Consider the following 25,525-nt stretch of genomic DNA (forward strand, 5'->3'; position numbering starts at 1 on the left):
CTTCAGCGGAATTGGCTTTTATGAACAGACATCGTTTGGATTTTGCCATTGTGGGTGCGGGCATGGTGGGCATGGCCCAGGCAGCGCTGCTGGCAGTTCGGCACCCGGGCATGCGTCTGGCCTTGCTGGAGGCGTCCCCGGAAACAACGCCGCAATTGTCACCGCAGTATGAACCCCGCGTGGTGGCCCTGACACAGGCCTCCCGCGAGCTGCTCGAAGAGGTGGGAGCCTGGGATGATATTGCCAGCCGTCGCGCCTGCCCCTATGTGGAAATGCGGGTTTGGGATGCAGATGGAACCGGCTCAGTAAGCTTTAACAGTCGCGATGTGCAGCTGCCTAATCTCGGTCATATCGTCGAGAATAATGTCATTGTTGCCGCGTTAAGAGCACGGCTGGAAACCCTACCCAACGTGGAGTTGGTCAATGGTTTTCGCCTGGAGAGCTGGTGGCGCGACTGCGGACTCTGGCATTTACAGCCCCGCGGTGAAGATCGCTTAAATGAAGAGGATGGCCTCCGTGAGCAACCTGAGATAGTGCGCACCCGCCTGTTAATCGGTGCCGATGGCGCCCGCTCTAAAGTGCGGGACTTACTGCATATCCGCTCCCAGGATACCGATTACCATCAAACTGCATTGGTGTGTGTCGCGCGCAGTGAGAAATCTCACCGTCACACCGCTTGGCAGCGTTTTTTACAAACGGGTCCACTGGCATTTTTACCTCTCGCGGGGTTGGGGGATGACAATCACTGCGCCGTGGTTTGGTCTGCGGATGAAGAGCTGGCGCAAGAGCTATTGATGCTGGATGACCAGGCCTTTGCCCTGAACTTGGAAAAAGCCTTTGAGAGCCGTTTGGGCAAAGTGGAATCCGTCAGTGAGCGCTTTTCCTTCCCCCTGCGCGCGCGCCATGCGGAACGTTATCGCGGCCCTGGTGCTGTATTGGTGGGAGATGCCGCCCACAGTATCCACCCCCTCGCGGGCCAGGGTGTAAATCTTGGGCTGCAGGATGTGCGGGTGCTGGCAGATGAAATTGACCGCGCTATGGCGCGCGGCCTGGAGCCCTCTCACTCTTCAGTGTTGGCCCGCTACGAACGCCGCCGTCGCGGCGACAACGCCGCCACTATGAAAGCGATGAGCGCCTTTAAGTCTTTGTTCGGTGCTGGCGATGTGCACTGGCGTTGGCTGCGTAACACTGGGTTGAGCATGGTAGATGCCAGCCCCATGTTAAAGAAGCGGATTATTATGCGGGCTATGGCGGTTTAAATTTGCTATTCCCGCAAAAACGGATCGGGAGAAAGTGCTCGGTGGGGGTGTCAGAGAAGTTGCTGGTGTTTACCTATCTACTAAGTGGCTTTTCCCTGAGGCAGAGGAGAATTAAAAGCCTTGCCGTCGATAAAAAAGGTTAATTTCAATTGAGTCACTGGATTACTGTTTACTCATTTCCTATATCAAAGAATCTCAGCGCGCTTTTTCGCTTAATACAGCGTTACCAATTGCCATTGAGAATTGCTGAGGAAGAAAATCAGCAGGCGTTATTGACGACAGATTCAGGTATAGCTGAATTGCTGAAGCCGCTTTTGCAAGATTGGGAGCGGGGATTAGTTGATCTGGACAGAGTTCAGCTAACAAAGGCAGAATCAGCGGCCGGCGACCATTTACCGGGTGAAGAGGGACAAGCACCAAAGGAGAAAGCACCTGTAAGCCCCTCATTTTTACCGACTTTCCCAATGGATAAAACACCGATTAGTTTACTGCTTATCGGCCTGTGTTTTTTTGGTTGGTTTTTACATTCCAATAATCTGTCTGCACCGCTTTTAATATATCCAGATACCAGTGGTGGCCCACTTTTCTCACAGTCGTCTTTAATGTGGCACTTGGAGAGAGGGGAGTTTTGGCGATTGTGGACCCCTGCAATCATCAACTTGTCTTTTCAGCATGCCCTGTTCAATGCTCTGGCTATCTGGATACTTGGGCGTCCACTGGAAGCACGCGGAGGGCCATTTATTTATAGCCTTCTAGTGTTGCTCGGCGGGATTGCAGCTAATTTATCCCAATATGCCTGGAAGCCCGAGGTGATATTCGCTGGAATGTCGGGTGTTGTATACACGCTGGTCGGATTTGCTGTGGTGATGCAGCGTTGGCAACCGGCATGGAGAGATATACCCCCGGGTATTATTACCCTGGCGATTGTGTGGATGATATTGTGCGTTCTTGGAGTGATTACCTATTTTACTGGGATCGGTATCGCCAATGCTGCGCATTTAGGAGGCTTTTTTGCCGGTTTTTTGATTGCGCTGGTTTACTGCGTTGCTGGTGGTGCGCGAAAATTTAACTCTTATCCCGCTTCAACCTGAATTATATGATTTTACTGATAACCTACGTTTTTATTGCCCTTGGCTTTTCTTTTCTGTGCTCGATAGCAGAGTCAGTTATTCTCAGCGTAACTACCCCATACGTGCGCCTGATGGAGCGGGAGGGGCATAAAGCGGGGTCTTTGCTGCGCAAATTAAAATCCGATATTAATGCCCCCCTGGCCGCTATCCTCACCCTGAATACCGTCGCGCACACAGCGGGTGCTGCAGGTGCCGGTGCCCAGGCAGCAGCGGTTTTTGGCAATGAGTACCTGGGTATCGCCTCAGCGATCCTGACCCTGTTGATCCTGGTTTTTTCTGAAATTATTCCCAAGACACTGGGAGCCGTGTACTGGCGCCAATTGGCCCCAAGCACCGCTTATGTATTGCGCGGCCTGGTCTGGTTACTCCACCCGTTTGTAAAAATGTCCGAGTGGTTGACCAAAGGCCTGTCCCACGGCCCAACCCTGACGGGCTTCAGCCGCGATGAGTTCGCCATTATGGCGGAAATTGGCGAGGCGGAAGGGCAGTTGGAGCAGCGGGAGTCCAGCATCCTGCGCAACCTGTTCTTCACCCTGCGGGACCACTCCGTGCGCGAGGTGATGACTCCTCGCACAGTGGTCTTCTCACTGCCGCAGGACATCACTGTGGAAGAGGCCTACGAGGATGCAGAGAAAGGGCGTTTCTCCCGTATCCCGGTCTATGAAAATCGCGACCCGGATTGTGTGGTGGGTTTTGTATTGCGACAGGAGCTATTGCTGGCCTACGCCAAAGGCGAGCACCAGAAAACTCTGGCGGATTATCGCCGTGAAATGTTGATCCTGCCGGAAACAGCCACTATCTACCAAGCGTTCCAGAAAATGCTGTCCCGCCGCGTGCAGATTAGTGCTGTTATGGACGAATATGGCAGTCTCGAGGGCTTGGTGACCCTGGAGGATCTGCTGGAGACCCTGCTCGGGGAAGAAATTGTCGACGAGGCAGATAAAACACCCGACCGCCAGGAGTTGGCTAAGCGTTTGTGGCGCTGGAGATCGAAGAAGTACGGCCTCAAAGTCGACGAATCCGCAAACACAGAAGAGAACGCGGAAGAGGCTGGTCAAGGGCGCGACCGGGGCAGCGACTGATAAGAGCTTCATTGGTTAAAAAGTGATCATTTCTGCGCTAGCCCAACACAGTGGGTATTGGGTATTGCCCGATTCCCTAACGCGGGCGAAAGCAGGATAGAGCGCCAGCGGAATCTTTGACGGCCTCTGTGAACCTGGACAGGTTTTACTACCAATGCCTGCTAGGCTTGCAGAGCATATATATTGCCGCGCCTGCCCCGCTGGCAAGGCCGGTACCCAAGCCGCTAGAATACGCCGCTTCGGAACCTGACGGACTGAGATTTTAAAAATGGGAAATAGAACTCCTCTGTATGACACGCATGTCGCTATGGGCGGCAAAATGGTGGATTTCGGTGGATGGGACATGCCGCTGCACTACGGTTCGCAGCTGGATGAGCACAACAAGGTGCGCACCGATGCGGGGATGTTCGATGTCTCCCATATGACCGTGGTCGACGTAGATGGCGCCCAGGCCCGCGACTACCTGCGCTACCTGCTGGCCAATGATGTGGCCAAGCTGGATGGCAACCCGGGTAAGGCCCTTTACACCGGCATGCTCAATGACAAAGGCGGTGTGATTGACGACCTGATCGTCTACCTGCGCGATCCCGGCTATCGAGTGGTTGTTAACTGTGCAACTCGCGAAAAAGACCTGGCGTGGATGCGCAAGCAGGCAGAGTCCTTCGATGTGACCCTGACTGAGTGCCCGGATGTAGCGATGGTCGCTATCCAGGGCCCCAATGCCATCGAGAAAACCAAAGAGGTTTTGGGCATTGATTGGACTGCCGCGATAGACGCACTGAAAGTTTTCCAAAGCGTTGCCCGAGGTGGCTGGTTTGTAGCGCGCACCGGTTACACCGGTGAAGATGGTCTGGAAATTATGTTGCCGGGTGAAGACGCCAGTGGTTTCTGGCGCGCCCTGGCCGAAGAGGGCGTTTCCCCTTGCGGACTGGGTGCACGCGACACCCTGCGCCTGGAAGCGGGTATGAACCTGTACGGGCATGAGATGGACGATGAGACCTCTCCGCTGGTTGCCAACATGGCCTGGACGGTTGCCTGGGCACCGGAGAGCCGCAACTTTATCGGCCGTGGTGTTCTGGAGCAGGAAAAAGCCGATGGCGTTAAGCACAAGCTTGTAGGCCTGGTGCTTGAAGAGCGCGGTGTATTGCGCGCAGGTCAACCGGTAGTGGTAGACGATAGTGATGACCGGGGTATCATTACCAGCGGCACTTTCTCCCCCACACTGGGTTACTCTATCGCCTTGGCGCGAGTTCCGGTGAGTGTTGGTGATACCGCACAGGTGGAAATCCGCAAGAAACTGCAGCCAGTCAAGGTGGTTAAGCCCTGCTTCGTACGCAACGGCAAGTCAGTTATTTAAGCGTCGCCCAGAGGTGTACGCGTCACTAAGACAATAAACTTAGATGCTTAATCAAGGGATAACAGCATGAGCGAAATCCGCAATGAATTGAAATACCTCTCCAGCCACGAGTGGGCACGCCTGGAAGAGGACGGCACCGTAACCATCGGCATCAGCGATCACGCTCAAGATGCCCTGGGTGATGTGGTTTACGTTGAGACTCCAGAAGTGGGCACCAACCTGGCTGCTGGTGATGAGGCAGGTGTAGTTGAATCCGTTAAAGCTGCCAGCGATATCTACTCCCCGGTTTCCGGTGAAGTAGTTGCTGTCAATGAAGCTCTGGAAGACGCTCCGGAAACTGTAAACTCCTCTCCTTACGACGATGGCTGGTTCTTCCGCATCAAGCCCTCCGACGTGAGCGAGCTGGATAATATGCTGGATGCAGACACATATCGTTCAGAGTCTGAAGACTAATAGAGCGAATGTGCTGAAAAGCATATTAAAAAAAGGCTGTGGGTAATCCCCACAGCCTTTTTTGTTTCATAAGCATCTAAATCAATTTCCGCTTATTGATCAAACGATACTGCGTTGCGAACTTCCTCATCATTCACAATCTGATCTAGCTGGGCTTTATAGGCTCGCAAGATATTGTTTTGTGGAGATTCATTAGCCTGCTCATCAACGACATCCCTTTCAGCAATATTCTTGGCAAGTAACCTCCCTTCTTCCAGGGTGTATACGAGGATGTCGGTATTTGTGTCGAAGTTGAATGCTGAAACCCAGTTCAAGTTAACACTGAAATACCACTCATTAAGCACAAGACTAATTATTTTTCATTACTTACCTCAATTTTTATTGAATTGAGGCAAACTTGCTATATGTGCTATTCACCCGTAGAGAGGAAGCTTAGTTACGTAGCCTTATAAAAAAAGAAGCGCCCAACCAAAGAGTAGCACCTACCACAAATCCCCCCGTAGTAACTACTAAAGAATAAATCAGGCTCCACAGATCCATACCGAAAAATGGAACAGTCAAAATATATAGAAGCAATCCAGCAATGCCACCAGAGATAGCAGCGTTGATTAAAGGGGCCTGAGCACCACGTTTTACCACCACTATGCCTGAGAGAATAGACGATAAAACTAGGAGTACCCCTGTAGCGCTAAGTGGAACGGCTAGAAAATTTATCATCAGAGTCAGCATGACCCAAAGAATACTGAAACTAATCAGACCCCAGGATATAGCTTTCTTGTTCAATTTTGTATAAAGCACTCTGGTCTTTCCAGCAAGGTTATAATATTTTTTGTAAACAGCGTTGTATAAGCGGCATTGTATTAATTCTATTATTAACAGCAAGCCCATGCCATTGCTAATTGTTCCTTATGTTCTGTGCACTGTGAAATATGTGCGCATCCAGAATCTCCAAACATATAAGGAATATTTCCTGAGGAGTCTATTTGAAAGATAAACTGCATTTGTTTATTACATATCTTGCAGGATGGATATTCAATTCCCTGGACCCAATGCGGCCACCCCAGTAACTTTTCACCAGAGAATGGAACTTCGTCTTCGCATAGAAAATCTTCTTCGTCTTCTGAGAGCTCTACACCTAACTCCTCGAGCTCAAATGTATCTGGGTAGTCTTCTAACTCTTCCCAACCAGTTATTTTTAATTCTGGATAATCTGAAGAAGGGGTTAATGTAACTTTTGTTTGAGCCGGAGTATTTAGTGGCAATATCCTTAATAGTGTAGCTTTTGAATTTGCAGCCCACGTATCACAGTCAGCCTCGCAGCTTGAGTTTTCGTTAACACAATAGAAAACTTGTAATATTCCATCTCCAAAAGGGGTATTTGAAGCCTCTGGGAGATCTTTAGAGTTCAATTGTACAAAGAGCTGCATAGGTTCATTGCAATTTCCACACTCAGGCCAGCCTTCTGCTGTAAGTAGTGGCATTCCACAAAATTTAGAATCTGATATTTCAGTCACTTGCTCTTGTGTTTGAGGTTCCCACGCGATTTTTCTATAGGGGCTGAGTTTGCTTTTTAACTCTTCCCAATATTTCTCCCAATCAATTTCAGACAAAATTTAATACCTCATGCAAGTTATAAGAATCTTATTAATAAGTCAGTCAGATTGTAAGCATCACTTGGATTTGTGTGTTAGCTTACCAAACCAGTGAATTAACTCCCGACTTTCATTGTTACCAATTATTGACATACTTGGGTGGTTTCGGTCGTCAACTTTTACAATTGAAACACCATTCGATGCTAGATTGCTATAGCTTCTGTGTGGAGCAATAGGATCTGAAGATGATGCAAAAATAATTATAGGTACACTAGAAGATCCAATAATTGGCTTAATGTCTGTCTGTTCAAGGGTGATATCGGCTCTAACTAAACTATCTAACGCTCCTTGCTTGATGCTTTTCTCTGAGAAAAGCATTGTCATACTCGGAAAGTTAGCTTTAGTATAATTTAAAACTGCCTTATCAAATCGAAGCATTGGAGCTTGTAGTATTATTCCATCAATGTCATTTCTTAAAGTAGAAATGTGCATTGCAGTTGTACCACCCATAGAGTTACCAACAATATACAGGGTTTTAGTTTCATATTTATTGATAATTTCGTTAACTAATTTTCTATCACCAACACCGTATTCTTTATCCTCATCAGACTCACCATGCCCTAATAAGTCAGGGACTATAACTCTAAATCCTAACATTCTGAAGTACAGAGCCGAATTCAGCATAAACTCTTTAGATGCCCTAAAACCATGTATAAGAACAACTGTTCCTGAATGTAAATCAGGTAGTGAGCTTTTTAAAATGTCTAAACTAACAGTGCTTTCCGCACCGCCAAATGATTCCAGGGAAACCGTATAGCGAAGTTTCTTGTTTTCAAGTGGCTCCCCTAGAAGGTAGTTTGTGCATACTTTATGCTCTGTAGAGCAATATCTGTTGTTTTTAAACCCATAAGTTTCAATATTATCGAAAGAAACAATCTCTTTAAAATCAAAGCTATTAGACCGATCAATATATTCTGTAACTACTGTGGAACAGCCAATAGCTATGCTGCTCACAAATGCTAATATCAATTTCTTAATCATAATCTTTAATGATATAGGGAAAGATAATACTCTTACCTGTTACACTTGATGCCAAAGCTCAATAGATTGTGTGGTTGGGCCTTCTCCCCACCTTATTGTGATATTACCCCTACTGAGCACAGATGGAGCATTAATAAAGATAACCACTTTATTGTCAAAGCTACATGTCTCTAGGTACAGCCAGATAGATTTCGACTTCACCCGAATAAGAGTTGGACTAATTATATCTGTAAATACAGCTGGAATCTGATCGCCTGTAAGTATTATATTTTCAGAGCTATCCATAAGCTCTAGTGCTGAATGATAAAGAGATGTTAACTGTTCATTAGTCAAACTCTTTGCTGCGACCACTTTATCAGACTGTGCTGTGCATGCGCTTTCACCACAACTTATAATTAAAGTGGTACATACCACAAGAACTAGAAATTTGAGTTTTACAAATTTACGTGGCAATTGAGATTGGACCCTATTGCTAATAAAAATACATCTATTGACAAGTTCTCAGTGCCGGTTGAACTTAGCATCTAAGACATTATTTACACTTACTTCTGATTTTTCAAAATTAAATACAAGGTCATAAACATTTCCATTAAACTCTCTAAAAGCTATCGATGGGTTAAGCTTGGCTTCTTCAATAGTGGCTTCAATACGCCCAATCAAGCGCTCGGAGAGTTCTACACGAATAAAAGTTTTTAGTAACACACCCATTGTTAGGCCTTTCCGCTAATTAGGTTCCACCTCTGTATTAAACCAAGCGAATAGGTTAAGCCGAGAATTAAACATATGCCAGAGCTGATTAGCCAGAAAGTTAGCGAATTATCTGGGAAGGCTGGCATTATAAAATAAAAACCCAGCGCACGAGCCAAAAATATCGTTGAAATTAGTATCAGGCCAAGCCGAATCAGCGGTAACCTAATAATTAAACCCGCCCCAGAAAAAGCGTAGCTAGCCCAAAGCAGTAGAACGGCTGAAATTACGCTAGTTACAATAGTTGGGTAGGGGTGGCCACTTTCAGCTAGTTGAGCCATATGCTCACCGGCACCAAGAAACCGATACCAATCACCACCAAATACTATACACCCGATATGAACTAAAGCAGCCAACACTGTGAGTATCCCTGCTACCTGCAAATAGTTAATTCTCTGACTGACCATTTACTCTCCTTGGCTGGTCTATTCGTATATTCGAAAGTGGACAAAATCATATCACTTATCAGCATGCACAGAGAATGGAAAATGACTCAAATCAGGGAAAGATACCCACTAGTATACTAACCAGTATCGATTGAAGAATATTCCAGTGGCCATATCTTGCGTACAGTATATTCGCATTGACCCCTCTTTTAGAAAAAATTGTTATAAATCAATAGGTTAGGGTGCTTGCTGCAATATTTTAAATATCAGAATGTATCATAAGTAGCACCCAGTCAAAATATACGGCTTGAGAAGAGTAATTAATGAGTTTTCAGGGACATTGAACTTTTAAATAGGTACGATCATGCAGGATATCTCTCCTAAATTACTGGCTGAAAGTCAGAGTGCGAATGCCAATGGGTAAGTCGCATAAAACCCACGGCAATATATCCAATACTTATAAGATACTTAGCCTTTCTCTTTTGAAATGAGGAGTACGTTTACGTATTTATTTTTGATTGTCTTGTGCCTTGAGGTTCTAACGTAAAGGCCATTAAAGATTGCCAATACGATTGGCCATTTTCTACATAAGCCGATATTTTCCAAGGCGGTAACTTACAAAAAATAGGCACAAAAATGATCTTATTGAAATTTATTAAGTTTGTTTCAGTGTCAAATCTGCGTAAAATCGATGGACAATTATTGATATTTTGGTCGTAAATAGGACGCTTTTTGAAGGTCTATAACCAAAGAAACTCAATAGAATAAGATTTTTATAAAAGATCCACCCTCTCAAAGGACAACGGTAGCGTGACGTAAGAGTAAGTAAAAGGCGCTGACCCAAGGTGCGGGAACACCTGGGGCCAGCTAACCAAATTGATATCATAACTATCAAAGTGGCTATATGGATCATACGCTAGAAACCCGCTCGTCTTCAATAAAGTGGAGTACATCCAGCGGCTTGGAGAGACTCCCCAAGCTCTGGCAGCGTTGCGTCCGCCTTTTCTTCTTCTATGCCTATCGTTCTCGCGCTCCCCCTGCATTCTTCAACAGATTTGTTTCTCAGCCGTCCATCAATAAAAAGTCTACCCATGGCTTGAAAAGCAGAGAATAGAAATATGTTGATCTTAAAGCGCAGAACTGGTGAAAACCTAAGGATCGGAGCCAATGTCTCAATCACAGTATTGGAAGTTAAGGGAAATCAGGTAAAGATAGGAATACAAGCTCCCAGATCACTTCCAGTTCACCGTGAAGAAATTTACAAACGTGTCCAGAAGGGAAGGGTGCAGGGGAATAGAAACTGTTGAGAGCTTGGTCCTAATTGTGGAGCATCCAAAGCATCGGCATCAAAACCTTAGCAGAACCGCGGTCTTGGTGCCAGGTGCCGATGCTAGTTACGTCTATTCACCTGATGGTACCACTTGATAAATACCTGCCTCATCTAGTAAAACGCCATTGGACATCATATAAGCAAAAATTAACATAGATAAGATAACTACAGCTAAATGAACCTTCGTTGCTGAATTGGCGTACTTAGAAAGATAACCCAGGCCATTCTTTTGGCCTGAAGTGGCTGCAATGGCGAATGGTAATAATACAACTATTGCTAGTCCAGCTAAGAAGAAGTATGAAAGATATTCCTCATAATAATAAGGGAACCATGACTCATAGAAAGCTGTAAAAGTAAGATAATATGCAGCAAGTGCAAGTAGGAGTGTAATGGTAAAAATCAATAGTTTCTTCAAATCAAATACCAAGACTTTCAATAGAGCGTAGGCTCCTGTAGTTAAAAACTTTTACAGTGAAGGGTTCTTCCTCAGAAGAATAATAACAAAAGATGGGTGCTAAATCCCCCTATCAATGAGCCTATTGCAAACTCTCTTCATTATCTATCACGGAGATTGTTCTCTCTATGAATCTTTTGTAAGCCTTTTCAGGTATAAATGTGGCTTTATCGCTCGCGTTGAATTTCTGTAAAATACTCTTTAATTGTGTATCCGCCATTATTTTCTCTAGATCTGATTCTTTATGATAAAGTTCTCGAACTCTATTTATCCATGAAAAAGTATTTTCTCTAAATTCAATTAGAGATGATTTATTGGTAGTAACACCATGCCCGGGGATGATTAAGCTTTGATCATCACCCATGTTTAAAATAGTATCAATTGCGTTGCTGAAGCCTTTAGCTCCACCAGTATAAAATGTGGGGTGCCAGCTAGTATCGAAAATATCACCAACAAATATTGAGTTACTCTCCTTATGATAAAATATATTGTCAATCGATGAATGAGATCTAACTCTTATGTGAGTAAACCCTTCTAGGGGAAGGTCACCCTCTAGAAATTTTCCACCTTTATTCTCAAAATACTTATTGCCTCCAATGTGATCAGAGTGTGCATGTGTATTTAAGATGAAAATAACAGGCTTATCGTAGATTGACTGAATTACTTGGTCTAATTCATTCAGGTGATTATCTCCCGGTATAGGGTCAATTAATATCAAGCCATTTTCTACAGCTATTAAACCGATATTAGTACCATATTCCTTTCCACTTAAGATATATAGCTGTTCAGATATTTTCACCTTAACTATGTTTGATGAAGCAGTGGAGCTGATGAGTATGAATATTAATGGAAGTAGAATTTTAAAAATATTCAAAGCTAATCCTTTTGCATTTAGTTAAATTTCATCGACATGTTAAACACCGTAAGACATGAAAATCAGCATATCGTGAGCTTTGATTCCTAAGTTTTGCTTACCTTACGTAATTTAGATACACCTCTGTGTTAGGGCTAAATCTAACTTTACAGGGTGTCTACTAAACGTGATTAAAAGCCTACTGTGAAGACTGGAAGTTCGTCAGCACCGGAGTTAAGCCCATAGGGCGTCGTTGACAGTATTGTTATGGTGTTGGAGACTTTGTACGGAAATCACCATGTTAAACACCAGCCTTGATCATAGACTTGATTTTTTCTGCCTTCTCAAAGTGATCAAGTTGGTGTGTTTCTATCCACCATCTTGCAGCCTCCATTAGAATTTCTGGTTGATCATTCTTGTTTTTAAAAAATGCATAGAAAGATACACCTACGTTGCTGCCTTTCTTTTCTATCTTTTGATTACAAACATCAATGATCTTTTTTCTAAGCTCTGTCCTCATCAAATTTTTTCCTTATTTTCTCTTACTCCACTTAAAATGGTAGGCGTCTACTCAACGGGGGAAGGTTTCCTTTTTGCGCTGGCGATATTGCCTACCCTTGTTAACTGTTTGGCCATAATAACTTCTCTACTTGATCATATTTCTCAGCTACTTTAAGAAATGGCTCGGCCCAGCCGCTACTTAAGCTAACTTCTTGCAATGGTCCAGTTGGTGCAAATAGAACAGAAGCTTCGACTTTTTCTGGTAAAGCATACGATTTTGCCATATTTAGTAGTTTCTGAATTTCTTTAGTTGCCTCTTCAGAGTCATTCCATGAAGACCAACAAAAGTCATTATCTGGAATCTGTACCAGCTCTATCGCAGATTCCAGTACATGAACCAAAGCTTCATAAGGCTCTGTCTCATTGATTGTGCCGTGTATTAATTCTTTTGTGCGATCTAATTTCATAGAGACAGTTGACGCCTCGCATCAGGCGCAGCCTTTTGGAGGTCGCTCTGCATGCACGTGTTATAAGGCATTTTCATCCTATCTGCTTCCAAATTACTGCAGATCCAAGACTGACTAGTCCAATTACGAATGCAAGATATTGAAACCCACTTACCCAGCCTATAGAGATTTTATTTACTAGGGGCCAATCGGCAATGGGGGCCTGTTGAACTGAAGAAGGCATTGATTTTCGACTAAGGACCCATGGCACTGCACCAAGTACAATCCCAGCACATACTATTGAAAGCCCAAATGCAGTAATCGCGACTTTAATAAGAAAGCTACCAAGTTTCAATTGTCCCGAATTAAGAAGCGTAATCAGAAAACCAAAAATTGCAGTTTGAACACCAACCATCCAGGCGCTTGACTCGCGAAGTAGTTTTAATGACTCGAGAGTACGTTCGTCCTCTGTCATTAGATGATTCCTCTGAGGTTAATGCCTTATAACGTCGCGTTCACCGGCCCGTCCGGTGCAACGCTTTGTTTTGCCATTCTTCACTTGACTTTGGATGACGCGCCTTACCCTTTCTCCGCCACTTAACCTCTATATATCTGTGAGTAAGGCTCGATATAAATATCACCAAACCTAAAATCACCAGGACAATCAAACTATTAACAAACCCATTCCCCAATGTTAAATATCTATCTCCATTTAACATTGGGGCTAATTCCATACCTGAGATTTTTTGTAAGATTAATAGTGTAGAAGTAAAGCAAAATAAAATGGCAGCATGAGTCATGTATATAGAGTATGATAGCTTACCTAGTTCTTGGAATGGCTTCCGCTTTAATAGGCTAGAAACAACTCCAGACTCGAAAGAAAAAACTAATATTGCAAAATAGAAAATCATGGTGGCAACAATGTTCTGATACTTGATTTCATACTGAACAATCACAACAATACATGCCACAACAAAAACCTCAGCTATAGTGCCAAGTGGTTTCGTGATTCGAATATTAGCTACTCGCATATAGAAAAGGTATATTAATGCCCCTCCGAAAAAGCACGACAATCCCCTCAGTATTTGGCTAGTTAATAGCTCAGATTCGGATGCTATTAAATAAAGCGCGACAACAGCCGTAGAGCACCAAATTATGCTTTTGAAATTTTTAAAAACAACTATAGATATGAATAGTAATAAATATAGATAGAATTCAATGCTAATACTCCAGGATGGGTAATTAAAGCTTAAAGCTTCAAATGTTGGTGACAAGGACTGAATTAACAGTAGATTTGGTATAATTTCAGAAATAGCTGTCCTCCCGGTGAAGGGGAGAGTATTAAAAGTAAAACCACCATATTTATACGCTGCTAGTTTGCCGACCTCCAGCAATAGGAAGACAAAAAACATAAAGAGGTGGAGCGGGTATAAGCGAAAAAACCTTGATTTCATAAACTCCCCTAAAATCAGATTTTTTCTAGCCCCATAGCCATGAGCTAAAACAAAGCCACTCAATACAAAGAAGAACTCTACAAATATTGAACTTCCTCTAAAAAAATCGAGCTCAGTTATACTTCCTATTAGACGCATGTGGAAAATGACTACACAAAGGGCTGCAATCCCTCGAAAAGCATCTAGAGCTTCAAATCTTTTATTCATATTCTTCCTTAATGAGCACAAAAATAACGACTAAGTAGGTAAATCATCTAAGGTATAACGCTTCGATAATCGGCATGCGAAGCGCAGCGTAGCATGTCCGGTGGAGCCCTGTAAGGACGGTGCGAAATTCATCGACTTGTTATGTGCTAGCAAGCTGCAACTCAAATAGAAACAGCGTGCATATCGCAGAGATTCCGACTCCGCAACCAAGTCCGATAGTAACCATTTGAGTTTGCCAGCGATTGAGAGTATTGGACTTGAATACGAGAGGGACTAATGAGGCTGATGTGATAGTTAAAGCCGAAGTGAGTGCGACAACCCCAATTTGAAGCTTAGTACCGTTGCCATATATCTGAATAAGTACAGTTAAAATTAGTGCGGATACTGAAATGAAAGCGATTTCAGCACAGTGATAAATACGCTTCCAATGCCTTTCCTCTTTCTGACAATACCATGCAATTTTTTCAGATAGTGACTTCAAGACTAGATCCGATTGTTGAATTTATGACTACACATAACGCCGCTGGCACAGGCGGCGAAGTCGTCCAGGCCACGTAGTGGCCGGTGTGCCCAGCCTTGTTAACCTTTTCATTCTAGTGCCTGTGCTAAATTAGCTAAGTATTTTTGAACTAATGGTTCTGTTTTTGATTGTATTAATTGGCACTCTTTAGAATTTTCCATTTTTGCTCTTTCTTGGCAATACATAAACTCTAGTGCCATTTGTCCATACCCTTCACACTTATACTTTTGACTAGAAGATTCGACTAGTTTTTCCGTTTCTAACGCCTCTTCTAATAATTCGTCAGTGTACATCTCCACCGTATATCGGCTAGAAATAATATCTTCTTCTTTAAGGCGAGCTATTTGAATCGATTCGATACCTTTTAATCGATAGATTCTAGTCAATAATACGATTTGAAAGCCTACACTATTCCAGACATTTTCATTTCCATTGTATTCGCATGAGCTAGCAATGAAGTTGGCTATCTCTAAAGCTAAGTCATCCTGGCCTAATGCATACAAGTATATTGAAAGCCGCAAAAACTTATTCTGATCTTTGTCAGTAGTTAGCTTGTATCCTTTGGATAATGACTTTACTAATGATGCGATCGGCTTATTTTTATTTGTAATTTTATCGATGTTCATTTTTAGAGGTTAACGTCTTGCTAACCGGCGCAGCTTTACTGCGTCCGGCGCCGAAGGCGCGTAGTTGATTGACTTGTTATGTTTCATAGCTGCACCGGCTTTAACCAAAGGCTAATAAATGCGGCGCCTACACTGAGGGAATTAGCCACCAGCAGCCAGAGAAATGCTTTACTTTTAAATCTGAACTGTGGATAAAACCACTTTTTATAGACTGCGCCCTCAAGTAGACCATTAACCAAGCAGCCTAGAGCAAAGGTAACACCCCATGTAATTGGATTAAACGTGCCCCAGCCAAAAGCCCTGTTAATGATCGAGCCTGGAAATAGCTCCCATGCTATGCCAGCCAGCGGAACTAAAATTATACCTGCAACAGCTGAAACGGCGTTTGCAGATACGGTAGCGATTGAAGCCTTTTTGGCAGGAAGAGTAAAAAGCCATTTTATAAAGAAAAATTCAACTAGCAGACCAATGCTAATTGCCCACCATGAAAAAAGACGTGTTTCTAAATAAAGTGCTGGCCAAACAACATTTGCGTAAGCAGCAGTTGGCAGAAGAAAAAGTATAAATATTAGTGGCCTACGCACCATCTCTCCTTGAAATATAACGCCGCTAGCAAGGGCAGCCGAAGCAACGCGTAGGCTGTCCAGCCCAGCCCCGAAGGGGTTGGGCGAGCTTGACTAGCCTGGTTATGTGTTGATGTTCAAAATACACGAGTACCCTCGGGTATGCGATTTTTAATGTTACTTTCTTCTTCTGTTAAGCAGTGGCACGTATTGCCACCAATACCATAACGCCCGCTTGGGGTATAACGAAAATCAGGGAACTCTTTTTCGAGGCAGATATTCTCACACTTATTCCGACCTTTGCTTACGTCAGAGAATATAAGAAATAAACCAATGGCAATTACAGGAAGAAATACCCACTTGAAGATCTTTAACTCGAATGATGTTGGCTCCTTGTCTGATAGACGTTCGTACAATTCTAATTTCCTATAGACACATAACGCCGCGTTCAGGGGCGACCAAAGCGGCGCACCGCCTTGTGTATAATGTGAGCGCAGCGAATTACACAAAAAAGGTGCATAGCTTTGGGAGTCCACTGCAACGCCTTGTTAGCAATTTTATTCAGGCATGCAGTAATTGTCATAAGAGTCCAACCACTGTTGCGTGATTTCCTGACGCTCGACATTAGTACAAACGACCATGTTTTGATCAATTTGTGTAATAGCGATAACAAAGCCCATTTTATTTTTTGGGAGATACTCAATAGCTGGAGTTATCATATGCTCACCAATTGAACTAAACAATTCTTCCTTGGAGTTTACTTCGCCAGGAATAACACTATTGGGGTTGCAAGTAAGAAATGTTCTCTCTACTTCAGATTTACGATCAAATACAAAGCCCGAATAACTACAAGAAATACCCTTCTGTTGTGCATTCGCAATGTAACCGGATACAGCAACTTGCCGCTCATCAGGGGAAAACAAAGATGGTATTTTTGAAGCAGCATAACCCAAGCCTACCAGCATCAAGATAATTAAAAGGGCATAATTTTCGAACTTTTGCCACTTGGTTTTTCCCATTGACACATTCATAAAAACTCCAAATTACTTATTATTGCTAACGCCCAGCACACGGGCGGCCGAAACAGAGCGAAGCGGCGTGTAGGCCGTCCAGCCCGGCGCTTTCAAGCCGGGCGACCGTGCTGCTGCTTGTTAAGTTTTTAGTGCCCCATTGGATCAAAGTATGCCTCCCAAGTTAGTGTGCTAGCTTGTTTTGATTTAGCTTTTTTCATATAGAGCATTGCATTTTCGTGCGTTGAACAATTTATAAGCGCTACGCCAAGATTGTAAAATGCATGCTTGTTATTACTACCTTGATCTATTGCCTTTTTAAGGTACTTAGTCGCTTCTTTATGATTGCCCATATCACATAGAACAGTACCATAGTTGATGAGAGTCATTTCATGATCAGAGTTCGTGCGTAAAGCCTGTTCAAGCAAACCCTTTGCCTCATCAAAATTTTGATGCCACTTGGAGCTATCTTTCCAAGTTTTATCTATCAAAGACTTAGCTTTGTTGTTTATATCTTCAATGTTCATTCTGAAACTTAACGTTGCCAGCAGAGGCTGGCCTACGCTGTGTATGCGCGCAGCGCCGGAGCGTACTGCCTGGCTTGGTTAGGTGAATTACCGATAAATAAGTTCGCCATTCTTCTTTACAAATACAGGTTCTGTTACTGTAAGTCTCTGTCCATCTCTATAAGCAACGGTTTTTAGCTCTAACTGAAAGAACCTGCCGTCCGAATAAAACCATTTAGTAACTATTGTCTTTACGTTTTCATACTTAGTTCCTGGTGCACCTAATTTACCGAGGTTTGCATGTTCGATTTTACTCATGTCGGTTACATGCGGGTCACCTGCCCCGAAAATAATTAAGTAACACTGTGAAGACTCTTCTTTGTAGCAAAGCGCATAAGCGCTTTTCCACTTATTCCACTTTCCTTGGTCAATGGCTAGCGAAAGTTTCTCTCGTGAAATATTTTTGAATTCAGAGATCCGGCTCAAAGTATCTACAAGATCATACTCACCACAAGCAGTCGCTTGTGAAGCAAGAGTTAAAAAAATAGTTAAAAGTATTGATCTCATATTCACCTAACGCCTCAATAACCGGCAGCGTTTTGGCTGTCCCAGCGACCAAAGGGAGCGATTGCTGCGGCTTGTTAACTGTATGTACCGAAACCATAACGGTATACCTCTGGAAACAGAAAACCCACAAACAGTAAAACGAATACAACAAGTACTCCAATGGCCATTGCCTTAATTGGATGAACCTCTTTTCCTTCTGGGTTGTCGGCAGCTCCTGGGATATTTTCAGACATATGTACCATTTCGCCAAAAACTCCCAGAGCTGCAACTATAACAACACTCACATAGAAACTAATTCCAAAGAAAAATGAAATAGCAGTTGCAAGTACGACCACTAATGCGAGCCTCAATGCTATCCCTTTTCCCCTAGTCATAATTTCACCAGTACAGTTAACGCCCGCGTAATCAGCTGGACGCGCGAAGCGTGGCCAGTCCGGTGGAAGCCCAGAGGGCTGGAACGAAATTCACGCGCTTGTTAGGCGCTACCAGTCACATTGCCCGATCTGCAATACTTTGAGGGCATTAAGAGCCTTAGATCCAGTCGAACCAGGTCACCTGAAGCTGTATTTTCCAGAACCGGAGCATGATCATAAGACTTACTTTGAGGAAAAACCACAATGGAAACGTATGGAGTTTGTCTAACTTCCCTATAAATCAATATATCCCCCATCTCATTTTTGGTCCATTGATTGGGCCCTTCTAGAATCTTTCCTACTGCATGATAAACGACACGAAGGCTACTACCATCATTTGTTTCATTATATTGGTATAGGTCTGTAGGGTGCTCTAAATCAATTCCTACTCTCTGAAGCTGTCCCAATAACTCGGTCGGGAAAAATTCTTTAAATGAACTCCTCCAATCCATACACGATTGACAGTTACAATCAAAGGCAGGATTTCCGGATTGATTCTGGATCTCTCGTGTAGCCTTAAGGTTTATGGATAACTTCCATTCATGAACTGGAATTGTAGGGCGCAGTTTCTTCATATTCTCATCGCCTAACGTCCGGCGCACAGGCGAAGTACGCAGTACTGAGTCCAGGCCGAAGGCCGATTGTGCCGCCGCTGGTTATATTTCATTACGCGATTGGCTCCAAATCAGGAGGAAAAGAACGAAACTCCTCCCATTGAGATTCACTCATTTCACCTTTGAAATCACGGGAATTCCACGCTCGATTTAAGTGCGCATATATATGGGCTATAGCTATAGAATAGCCCTCGATATCGACGCTCCCCTTAGATCCCATTTCTTTAATGAGATCACCTAGATGCTCATGTGCATCTTCTAGCTCACTCATTAATTGACTCCATTCAACTGGATTTTCCTTGCTATCTATCATGATTTCTATGAAATATAACGCCTAGCGCAACGGCGAAGCACACAGTGCTGAGTCCGGCAGCCAAAGGCTGCGTATTGCCGCCACTTGTTAGGCGGTAAAATTCAGTCAAGGTACACATTTAATTTACTATGATGTTCATTTGCCTTATTTAAAACACAAATAAACCGTTCAATGCTTGGTTTTACTGGTTCAAACAAAGTGTCTTCGTCCATTAAAGCTCTTAGCTCAAGGATAAACCGCTCTGTACTTCCTGGATCTATATCTAGACACTGATCGTCTTCAATAAGAGCTATAGCAACAAGGTGGCTATATTTAGCTTCATTCGAAACACACAAATTTATTAACTGTTCATGAAGAACATCATCAAGATGAATAGCGGCTCCACGTATGTCTGTGCCTTTAAGAGCTGAATCATAGTAAATCTCAATCGCCATTCTTATCGCCTAACGCCCGGCTTTGGGGCGGCCATGGAGCCGCGAAGCGGCGGAATGGCCGTCCCAGCGCCAAAGGCGCGACAACAGCCGCTTGTTAGGGCTTTCGTGTACTGGTGGTTAATAAAAACTCAATGTCAGTTTTTGTGCTCTGTGTTACGTCTGCCCTCTCCAGCATAAATTCTAGCTCTTCTAGTGGCGCAAACTCATTGAAATACTCTGCATAGAGAGGTGTCACTTTCGTACACACGCCAATACTTGAGCGCCCTAGGAAAATGATGTACAAATCTCCAATACGCCACCCATCATGAAACCCTTGATCCGTTGCTTTAAGCTTCAAGGTACCGCCACTCTCTCCCTTAAAGCTATGTAAAACTTCAAAAGTTAGATCATGTGTTGGCACATACATTGGTCCGCTGCTAGTCGCGTGCTCCCAACCTTTTAGGTCATATGATCCTTCCGAAATATACCCAAGAAACACTTCTCCTGAATATTCGAAATGAATTTTTGGATCAAATCCGTTCTCCGTTTCAGGACACTCTGTTGCATAAGCGCCGAAGAAAAAGAAAACAAGAAAAATAGCGAAAACTCTATTCATAGTCCTAACGTCGCCATATCGGACAGCTTTGGAGTTGATTTATTTTGTGCTATTCAAGCACAAAACAAAGCGGCGGAAAAGCTGTCCCTATGATGGCTTTGTTAGGGCGAACCCTCTAATACCCCAAAGACTTTCTTAACTAAGAATTTAGTATCCTCGCTTATATCCGCTCTATCAAAGAAGTCCTCTGAATTCCAATCACTTCGTATAATTCGAGAAGGGCCACATAAATCAACAGAGCCACTAACATCTGCAAACACTATATATTCATACCCTAGCTGAAATTTTTGGAACTCATAATTCTCAGCGTAAACCTGGGCCACACCATCTAAGCTCCCTTTGATTTGTTTCATCACATCAAATCGATAGAGAACCTTCCCCTCGAAATCCTTGCTTATTAATTTCGCCTCCACAGGAACTCCCCAAAAAATGGTAGAGCTTTCACTTGCATAATCATTGATACTGAATTTCGGGCAGTCCATTGAAAAGGAAGCAACCGGAAGTATGAATATCATAAAGGTAATCACAGCTCGATGCATACTTAGCCCTAACGCCTTTGTAACGGGCTGCGTTGCTGCTAAGCAGCGCTTTTAGCAGTCCAGCCCGCAGGGCGAGCGTTGACAAACTTGTTAGCCATTGCTGCACCCCGGAACCCAGTACACAGGGGCTCCTCCACCCCCATCTTCAACTGTATAGCTTACACAATGACTCTCACCTTTTTTAGGCTTTCCGGTCTCTGAGTACTCTTGATCAGAGTAAAAGACTTCGTAGACTTTACCTACGTGCCGCTGACAGTCAGTGTAACTACTGAAATATAACTCACCCTTAGTTTTTGAAAATTTCTTTGCTTCCTCTACTTTTAGCTGAAACTTCAACCCGCGCTCATACTCTTGAACATCTGAGATCACACGGCCGGATAAATGGCAGAATTCCATCCATGATGCCTCGGCCATGTATGGAAGCAGCAAAATGATAGCTACGTATTTCTTCATTTTATGGCTAACGCCCAAAGCAGCGGCGCGCGTTAGCTCGTCCAGCCCGCAGGGCGATGCTGCCTTTGCTTGTTAAATGCATATTACTCCCAGCCTAACTCGGAATATGTTTTTTTATCTTCTTCGGGATAGTCACTTTTGTACTCTCCCCATCCCATGTACGCATAGTACTTTGTCATTGCTTCGAAATATGATGAAGCCTCACATGTCCATGTAAGTTTTGCTCCGGGCTCTAGCAAATTGCGTGCACTGTCACCAAGGGGGCCAGCTAGGCAAAATGTCTGCGAATTTTCATCTTCTATCCAAAGTTCGTGTTTCATAGTTCTTGTGGGCATTTAACGCCGCGCTCAGCTGCGGCTAACTTTGAGCGCTTTATGCGCGATAATAGGAGCGGCAGCGACCGCGCATAAAGTGTGCAAAGTTAGCCGTCGGCTGCAGCGCCTTGTTAATTTCTGCCGGCTACGAGCACCATACCTGATGTGAATCCATACCCCCAACCTCCATTTGCTACCCAGCCAGAAACTCCTGAATTCACCGGTGATATGGAAATCAGCTTGTATCCGTATTTTCCGAGCTCTGCCAAAGTATCATTTATTAGTTGAGACAAGGCCGATCCATCTACTAACGCGCTTGACTCACCCAAGCCTTTGACAAATGGAGCCGGATCTAATATCTCTGATGGAAGAAATAAGGACATAACTTGCTCATTACTCCTTTCTTTAATCTCGCTTTGAATTTTTACTAAGGTCCGCTGCGAATCAGATAATCCTTCGTTCAGCCTGCAATTATCACAAGTTGCTCTCAGGCTTGACTGCATATTTTCTCCACACTCGACGCAGGTATGCATTTCTACTCCTTGAAATTAACGCCCCGCTAAACGGCGAGCGAAACGCAGTGTAGCGAGTCCAGTGGAGGCCGTGTTTTTCGCGGCCGGAACGATGTTTGAGCGGCTTGTTATGAGCATTATTCTTTGACAGTGCACTTTGTGAATTTTTCACACCAATAGAGATTATTCTCTACTCTCCAGCGGACCATTGGGTTTTTCATTGCCTCATCACCTCTAGCCCATCCATTTACCCGATAATCATAGTATCCAATAGTCCAATCAACATAGTACGGTGCTAACCGATACTCTATTGAAGCCATCTTTATTGCTGGGCCCCACATAAATATAAAACCATGCAGACTTAGCATAAGAATGGAGATTCTAATGGCTAGTTTCATGTGAACTCATAACGCCTGCAGCAACGGCCGCAATGTAGCAGCGAAGCTGCGGAATGGAGGTCCAGCCCCGAAGGGGCGAGGTTGCCTGCATTTGTTAAGGGTTTATAGATGCTCTTCATTTAGCTCTTGCTCAGTGTAACAGTGAGGACCTGAATCTGTGTTTGTGATGTTGCCACCGAAGCCGGCTCGTACTATTGCTTCTTTCTCTGGGTATTGCACGCCTTCAGCAGAGAAATCCTTGATGTGCTTGAGCTCATCAACCCCACTATCCCATTGCGCTTCATCGGGATGACCGAATGCTATTCCGCACCCTGTGCAATAGCAAAATACCTTCTTGTTGATGCGGCCTTCTAAGTAGATTACTTGACCACAACCTACAGGACACATCTCGCTAGCATGATATACAGTTTTATAATCCGGACTATCCATGACCCTTAACGCCACAATAACCGAGCGGAGCTAAGCGTGTTATTGTGAGCAAAGCGAACCACGCTTAGCGGAGTCCGGTTGATTGTTTTGTTAGTGCTGTGGACATACGCTCCTCAATTACTTTTAAAGCGGCCTTATTACCAGTTTTTTTCTTTAATTCGGGTAATCGCCTAGTACCAATACGCTTATCAGCAGCTCTGAGTATATTTATAAGCCCCCAACAATCGTTTTCAAAAACCTTTTTTATGATTTCGTCTTTGGGGGTATCAATATATTCCCGAATCAAATTTGATATATCTGGTATATCAGTTCCATAAGGATACCACTCTGTCGGTTTCCTATCCGGGTGTGTCTTACCTACAAAATCTTTTGGATAATCCCAGATTATCTCTTTTCCGAGAGTTATCCAGTAGCGAGGGCAATTCGTACTCCCCATTTGAGAATCCATTCGATAGGAGCGACACTGCAGTTGAAATTTAAGCCCCTCTGCACGAAGTAGGTAAAACTCTCTTTGTAATTTACTCCATGGCTTCGACATTTCTTCCTCTTGGTAGCACTAACGCCCCGCTAAACGCAGTGTAGCGAGTCCAGTGGAGGCCGTGTTTTTCGCGGCCGGAACGATGTTTGAGCGGCTTGTTATGAGCATTATTCTTTGACAGTGCACTTTGTGAATTTTTCACACCAATAGAGATTATTCTCTACTCTCCAGCGGACCATTGGATTTTTCATTGCCTCATCACCTCTAGCCCATCCATTTACCCGATAATCATAGTATCCAATAGTCCAATCAACATAGTACGGTGCTAACCGATACTCTATTGAAGCCATCTTTATTGCTGGGCCCCACATAAATATAAAACCATGCAGACTTAGCATAAGAATGGAGATTCTAATGGCTAGTTTCATGTGAACTCATAACGCTCGGTTTAGGGGCGGCCGGAGCGTAGCGTAGGCCGTCCCAGCCGCGTCTTTCGCGGCGACTACAACCGCTTGTTATGTGCTTACCTGCTTTGATTAATCTCAAACCGATTATCACAAGATGCACAATCATATGTGTGTGTATGCTCTGATACAGTTCCATCTGCTCGGCGGTAACCCGGTGACGCCATTTCAGCTCGCGGCACATTTCTTAGTAACTGCCTGCATACAGGACAGTGTTGAATATCCGGCTGTGGTCCTGGGACATTTGCCATGTAACCTCCCCCATATATTAAAATATTTATACGACTACACATAACGTTGCTAGCAAGGGCAGCCGAAGCGGAGCGTAGGCTGTCCAGCCCGGCCCCGAAGGGGTTGGGCGAGCTTGACTAGCCTGGTTATGGCTGGCGCGCTCGGGACTACCTACTGGCACTTTACCAGCCACGAAGTGGCGACAACATAAACTTGTTATGTGATACACAACAGAATTATAACTACCACCCAAAAAACCAGACCGATAAACGCAACTGCTAATGCTCCGAGATAAACTTCTTCATCTTTTTCTATGAGAGTGAATCTGTTTTGTTTACTGCGCCTACCTCCACCCTCTTTATTGAGGCTAATACTTTCTGGCTTCCATCTTCCTAAAGAGATTATTGGAGTTAATACAGCGCCAGTAGCATAGCTAATCCCCCAAAATATGACATCCAAGAACAAGCCAATTAACACAAACCCCAATAGATCTTCCATGCCTATATCTCAGTAGCCTGATTCACATAACGCCGCAATCAGACGCGGCTTACTTTGTGTGCTTTTTGCACGAAAATGGGAGCGCAGCGACCGTGCAAAAAGTGCACAAAGTAAGACGTCGGCTGCATTGCATTGTTAGCTGCTGACCTCGTCCACGGCCACCGATTTACAAACCACAAAGCAAGAATCAAAGACTAAGGCTTTGTACCCGCCCTCAGGAGTATATGAGGGTACAAAATTGGTTTTAATTTTATCGATTACTGAAGCCTGATAAATTTCCATAAGTTGCTTCGGCCCCTGAGCCAGTTGACCATTAGAGCCCTTACAGAATTCAATGAACTGACCTGCGTGATACGTATTAGCAAAGTCTGTCAATGGTCGCCAGCCACCAAAAGTCTTTTCATGAACCTCCCAGATACGCCCCAATATTTCATATCTACTTTCTGGCTCTGAAGAATAGTAGAGGTACCCATGCGGCTCATTATGATTCCATAGCAACGGGTTTTTATCAGTAAACTCTACTTCACCAACTTCAGACGGCTGTGCATCAGTCTCTTTTACGCCGTAACACGTGATCTTAAAAAACCTACTTTGATCATGACCATTCCAATCATCGCACTGAAAATTGATTATTAATCCATCTGTGTAATCCACAGCGGTAATTCGACCATTAAGATCTTCGTATAGTTTTTCTGATAATTCTTCGATGTTCATTTTTATGTAAAGTGGTCCTGCCCACAAAAAGTAGACACTCTA

The 25,525-nt window shown here is 44.0% G+C and carries 34 protein-coding genes; 6 read left to right on the forward strand and 28 right to left on the reverse strand.

Features of this window, described 5'->3' with window-relative positions:
* The first annotated feature begins 20 nt into the window (after positions 1-20).
* From ACJJI6_RS18655 to gcvH, 5 genes are all read left to right on the forward strand, one after another.
* Positions 21-1,259 (forward strand): UbiH/UbiF/VisC/COQ6 family ubiquinone biosynthesis hydroxylase, encoded by a 1,239-nt coding sequence (locus ACJJI6_RS18655; RefSeq protein ID WP_282930941.1) that lies wholly within the window; start codon positions 21-23, stop codon positions 1,257-1,259.
* A 149-nt stretch (positions 1,260-1,408) separates the two neighbouring features.
* Positions 1,409-2,350: a rhomboid family intramembrane serine protease gene (locus ACJJI6_RS18660; RefSeq protein WP_475711622.1), complete on the forward strand. Its 942-nt coding sequence runs from the start codon at positions 1,409-1,411 to the stop codon at positions 2,348-2,350.
* A gap of 5 nt (positions 2,351-2,355) precedes the next feature.
* Positions 2,356-3,471 carry a CNNM domain-containing protein gene (locus ACJJI6_RS18665; RefSeq protein WP_444907019.1) on the forward strand — a complete coding sequence of 372 codons (1,116 nt, stop codon included), beginning with the start codon at positions 2,356-2,358 and terminating at the stop codon, positions 3,469-3,471.
* 268 nt (positions 3,472-3,739) lie between these two features.
* On the forward strand, positions 3,740-4,828 hold the full coding sequence (gene gcvT / locus ACJJI6_RS18670) for a glycine cleavage system aminomethyltransferase GcvT (protein WP_475711623.1): 1,089 nt from the start codon (positions 3,740-3,742) through the stop codon (positions 4,826-4,828).
* A 66-nt stretch (positions 4,829-4,894) separates the two neighbouring features.
* A complete protein-coding gene (gcvH, locus tag ACJJI6_RS18675; protein ID WP_444895858.1) occupies positions 4,895-5,281 on the forward strand; it encodes a glycine cleavage system protein GcvH in 387 nt (128 codons plus the stop codon).
* 92 nt (positions 5,282-5,373) lie between these two features.
* Here the strand turns inward: gcvH and ACJJI6_RS18680 are convergent, their stop codons facing one another.
* From ACJJI6_RS18680 to ACJJI6_RS18700, 5 genes are all read right to left on the reverse strand, one after another.
* Positions 5,374-5,595, reverse strand: a complete 222-nt coding sequence (locus ACJJI6_RS18680) for a hypothetical protein (protein WP_475711625.1) — start codon at positions 5,593-5,595, stop codon at positions 5,374-5,376.
* Between the two features lie 118 nt (positions 5,596-5,713).
* Positions 5,714-6,169, reverse strand: a complete 456-nt coding sequence (locus ACJJI6_RS18685) for a hypothetical protein (protein ID WP_475711627.1) — start codon at positions 6,167-6,169, stop codon at positions 5,714-5,716.
* Positions 6,154-6,891 (reverse strand): DUF1963 domain-containing protein, encoded by a 738-nt coding sequence (locus ACJJI6_RS18690; protein WP_475711629.1) that lies wholly within the window; start codon positions 6,889-6,891, stop codon positions 6,154-6,156. The genes ACJJI6_RS18685 and ACJJI6_RS18690 overlap by 16 nt, the downstream gene beginning before the upstream one ends.
* Before the next feature lie 60 nt (positions 6,892-6,951).
* Positions 6,952-7,914 carry an alpha/beta hydrolase gene (locus ACJJI6_RS18695; protein WP_475711631.1) on the reverse strand — a complete coding sequence of 321 codons (963 nt, stop codon included), beginning with the start codon at positions 7,912-7,914 and terminating at the stop codon, positions 6,952-6,954.
* 501 nt (positions 7,915-8,415) lie between these two features.
* Positions 8,416-8,622 (reverse strand): hypothetical protein, encoded by a 207-nt coding sequence (locus ACJJI6_RS18700; protein WP_444934375.1) that lies wholly within the window; start codon positions 8,620-8,622, stop codon positions 8,416-8,418.
* A 1,543-nt stretch (positions 8,623-10,165) separates the two neighbouring features.
* Here ACJJI6_RS18700 and csrA point away from each other — a divergent pair.
* A complete protein-coding gene (csrA, locus tag ACJJI6_RS18705; protein ID WP_444934374.1) occupies positions 10,166-10,354 on the forward strand; it encodes a carbon storage regulator CsrA in 189 nt (62 codons plus the stop codon).
* Between the two features lie 93 nt (positions 10,355-10,447).
* On the opposite strand, the gene ACJJI6_RS18710 is transcribed toward csrA, so the two are convergent.
* From ACJJI6_RS18710 to ACJJI6_RS18820, 23 genes are all read right to left on the reverse strand, one after another.
* The gene (locus ACJJI6_RS18710; protein WP_475711634.1) at positions 10,448-10,792 is read right to left on the reverse strand and encodes a hypothetical protein; all 345 of its coding nucleotides are present in this window, start codon (positions 10,790-10,792) and stop codon (positions 10,448-10,450) included.
* A 121-nt stretch (positions 10,793-10,913) separates the two neighbouring features.
* Positions 10,914-11,705, reverse strand: coding sequence for an MBL fold metallo-hydrolase (locus tag ACJJI6_RS18715; RefSeq protein WP_475711635.1), 792 nt, complete (start codon positions 11,703-11,705; stop codon positions 10,914-10,916).
* Between the two features lie 280 nt (positions 11,706-11,985).
* A complete protein-coding gene (locus tag ACJJI6_RS18720) occupies positions 11,986-12,204 on the reverse strand; it encodes a DUF6500 family protein (protein ID WP_444895864.1) in 219 nt (72 codons plus the stop codon).
* Positions 12,205-12,304: 100 nt separating this feature from the next.
* Positions 12,305-12,652: a hypothetical protein gene (locus ACJJI6_RS18725; protein WP_475711636.1), complete on the reverse strand. Its 348-nt coding sequence runs from the start codon at positions 12,650-12,652 to the stop codon at positions 12,305-12,307.
* A gap of 73 nt (positions 12,653-12,725) precedes the next feature.
* Positions 12,726-13,106, reverse strand: coding sequence for a hypothetical protein (locus ACJJI6_RS18730; RefSeq protein WP_444895866.1), 381 nt, complete (start codon positions 13,104-13,106; stop codon positions 12,726-12,728).
* A gap of 40 nt (positions 13,107-13,146) precedes the next feature.
* On the reverse strand, positions 13,147-14,292 hold the full coding sequence (locus ACJJI6_RS18735) for an acyltransferase family protein (protein ID WP_475711638.1): 1,146 nt from the start codon (positions 14,290-14,292) through the stop codon (positions 13,147-13,149).
* A gap of 588 nt (positions 14,293-14,880) precedes the next feature.
* On the reverse strand, positions 14,881-15,438 hold the full coding sequence (locus ACJJI6_RS18740; RefSeq protein WP_475711640.1) for a DUF6707 family protein: 558 nt from the start codon (positions 15,436-15,438) through the stop codon (positions 14,881-14,883).
* 83 nt (positions 15,439-15,521) lie between these two features.
* Positions 15,522-16,022 carry a hypothetical protein gene (locus tag ACJJI6_RS18745; RefSeq protein ID WP_475711641.1) on the reverse strand — a complete coding sequence of 167 codons (501 nt, stop codon included), beginning with the start codon at positions 16,020-16,022 and terminating at the stop codon, positions 15,522-15,524.
* A 536-nt stretch (positions 16,023-16,558) separates the two neighbouring features.
* The gene (locus ACJJI6_RS18750) at positions 16,559-17,032 is read right to left on the reverse strand and encodes a hypothetical protein (protein WP_475711643.1); all 474 of its coding nucleotides are present in this window, start codon (positions 17,030-17,032) and stop codon (positions 16,559-16,561) included.
* Between the two features lie 128 nt (positions 17,033-17,160).
* The gene (locus tag ACJJI6_RS18755) at positions 17,161-17,538 is read right to left on the reverse strand and encodes a tetratricopeptide repeat protein (RefSeq protein ID WP_475711644.1); all 378 of its coding nucleotides are present in this window, start codon (positions 17,536-17,538) and stop codon (positions 17,161-17,163) included.
* 87 nt (positions 17,539-17,625) lie between these two features.
* Entirely contained in the window at positions 17,626-18,084 is a 459-nt protein-coding gene (locus tag ACJJI6_RS18760; protein ID WP_475711646.1) for a hypothetical protein, read from the reverse strand.
* Between the two features lie 74 nt (positions 18,085-18,158).
* Entirely contained in the window at positions 18,159-18,458 is a 300-nt protein-coding gene (locus ACJJI6_RS18765; RefSeq protein ID WP_475711648.1) for a hypothetical protein, read from the reverse strand.
* Positions 18,459-18,559: 101 nt separating this feature from the next.
* Positions 18,560-19,072, reverse strand: coding sequence for a hypothetical protein (locus ACJJI6_RS18770; RefSeq protein WP_475711650.1), 513 nt, complete (start codon positions 19,070-19,072; stop codon positions 18,560-18,562).
* A 91-nt stretch (positions 19,073-19,163) separates the two neighbouring features.
* A complete protein-coding gene (locus ACJJI6_RS18775) occupies positions 19,164-19,382 on the reverse strand; it encodes a hypothetical protein (RefSeq protein WP_475711652.1) in 219 nt (72 codons plus the stop codon).
* Between the two features lie 143 nt (positions 19,383-19,525).
* On the reverse strand, positions 19,526-19,858 hold the full coding sequence (locus ACJJI6_RS18780; protein WP_444892119.1) for a hypothetical protein: 333 nt from the start codon (positions 19,856-19,858) through the stop codon (positions 19,526-19,528).
* Positions 19,859-19,952: 94 nt separating this feature from the next.
* Positions 19,953-20,453: a hypothetical protein gene (locus ACJJI6_RS18785; RefSeq protein WP_475711654.1), complete on the reverse strand. Its 501-nt coding sequence runs from the start codon at positions 20,451-20,453 to the stop codon at positions 19,953-19,955.
* A 101-nt stretch (positions 20,454-20,554) separates the two neighbouring features.
* Positions 20,555-20,992 carry a hypothetical protein gene (locus tag ACJJI6_RS18790; RefSeq protein ID WP_475711656.1) on the reverse strand — a complete coding sequence of 146 codons (438 nt, stop codon included), beginning with the start codon at positions 20,990-20,992 and terminating at the stop codon, positions 20,555-20,557.
* Between the two features lie 90 nt (positions 20,993-21,082).
* Positions 21,083-21,445: a hypothetical protein gene (locus ACJJI6_RS18795; protein WP_475711657.1), complete on the reverse strand. Its 363-nt coding sequence runs from the start codon at positions 21,443-21,445 to the stop codon at positions 21,083-21,085.
* Between the two features lie 445 nt (positions 21,446-21,890).
* Positions 21,891-22,262 (reverse strand): hypothetical protein, encoded by a 372-nt coding sequence (locus ACJJI6_RS18800; RefSeq protein ID WP_475711659.1) that lies wholly within the window; start codon positions 22,260-22,262, stop codon positions 21,891-21,893.
* Between the two features lie 509 nt (positions 22,263-22,771).
* Positions 22,772-23,098: a hypothetical protein gene (locus tag ACJJI6_RS18805; protein WP_475711661.1), complete on the reverse strand. Its 327-nt coding sequence runs from the start codon at positions 23,096-23,098 to the stop codon at positions 22,772-22,774.
* Between the two features lie 64 nt (positions 23,099-23,162).
* On the reverse strand, positions 23,163-23,636 hold the full coding sequence (locus tag ACJJI6_RS18810; protein WP_445356219.1) for an SF0329 family protein: 474 nt from the start codon (positions 23,634-23,636) through the stop codon (positions 23,163-23,165).
* An 851-nt stretch (positions 23,637-24,487) separates the two neighbouring features.
* A complete protein-coding gene (locus ACJJI6_RS18815) occupies positions 24,488-24,769 on the reverse strand; it encodes a hypothetical protein (RefSeq protein WP_475711662.1) in 282 nt (93 codons plus the stop codon).
* Positions 24,770-24,904: 135 nt separating this feature from the next.
* Complete coding sequence (locus tag ACJJI6_RS18820; protein ID WP_444904429.1) at positions 24,905-25,483, reverse strand: hypothetical protein; 579 nt, start codon at positions 25,481-25,483, stop codon at positions 24,905-24,907.
* Positions 25,484-25,525 lie beyond the last annotated feature (42 nt).

This window comes from Microbulbifer maximicatervae (SeqCode) (genome assembly GCF_056232625.1).